Raw genomic sequence first — 1,100 nt, forward strand, 5'->3', positions numbered from 1 at the left:
CACTTCATGAAGACCGGACGGGTCGCCGCGGTGGCCGAGGAACAACGCCGCAAGTGGCAGGCCGAGGGCCGCGCGCCGGCGGACGCCTTCTGGGTGCGCAACCGCCGCAACACCGGCCTGGTGCTGGTGAGACCCAATCCAGATCCGGATGCGCCGGTTGAGATTCCTGAGGACTTTCAAGGCGGCGGTAGTGCTGAAGCCGTTATCGGTCAGGCCGGTATCGGCGTACCTCCGGCATCTGCGTTGCCTGCTGACGAGCTATCGGAGCCGGATCTGCCCGGTGTGGGTAGCGATGCTGACGAAGTTCCCGGCGTTTCGGCGACTGAACCCACGGGGTTGACCGAGGAAGCCGCAGAGCCCGACGGCGAGATTTTCGAACTCGACCCGGCTGACGAACTGGCGCTGCTGGAACAACTCGGCGTCGATATGAGTGTCCCGAGGCCGCCGGGCGACCGTGTTTATGAGCTAAGGGAAAAGGCTTCCAAAACCATCGAGCGGAAGCCGAGTGACGGGATCATCGGGTCGATTGCCGGCGGTTTTGAAGGTGAATGGAAACGGCTGCAGAGGCATGGCATCCGGTTCTACATTCCGCCCGGGCGGCTGCGGGAAACCTACGACGACTTTCCAAGCGGCCCCGAGCTGGTGGAGATCATCAAGTCGATTGCGCCCGGTTCAGGCGAGGCGCAATCGCTGCTGGACTACAAAGATGCCGCAAATCGCCTGATCGAGCGTATCGGCGAAGGAGACGTGGCCGGTGCGCGGCAGGCGGCCATCGATACGGTCACCTACCTTGCCGGTGCTTTCCCGGCTGCTGGCACGCCGGTGCGCGGCGCCCGCGCTCTTGGAAAGACATCCGCGGCCCGCGGTGTGGTCAAGAAGGCCAAAGGCATTCCGTCACGCCGGCCGCTGCAGGTGGTTCTGGAGAAGACACCCGGCCGCAACGAGCAGGGGCGCCTGCGGCAGATCAGAGAGCTGGTGAAGCGGAATGTGCCCGCGGGCTTCCTCGATCAAACGGCCGCCCAGGCCATCGCCAAGACGCGCTTTCCGCCCCGCGATCCGCGGGAGAACGTCCGGCGCGGCCTCGCCGCCGCCGATCTCGT

General features: G+C 65.5%; 1 protein-coding gene. It reads left to right on the top strand.

Going from position 1 to position 1,100, the window contains the following annotated elements; translation table 11 throughout:
- Positions 1-1,100 (top strand): hypothetical protein (locus HBA54_RS28595; RefSeq protein ID WP_167232145.1); only part of this gene is annotated, 1,100 nt, incomplete at both ends.

The sequence above is a fragment of the Pelagibius litoralis genome (assembly GCF_011683915.1).
Classification (GTDB): domain Bacteria; phylum Pseudomonadota; class Alphaproteobacteria; order Kiloniellales; family Kiloniellaceae; genus Pelagibius; species Pelagibius litoralis.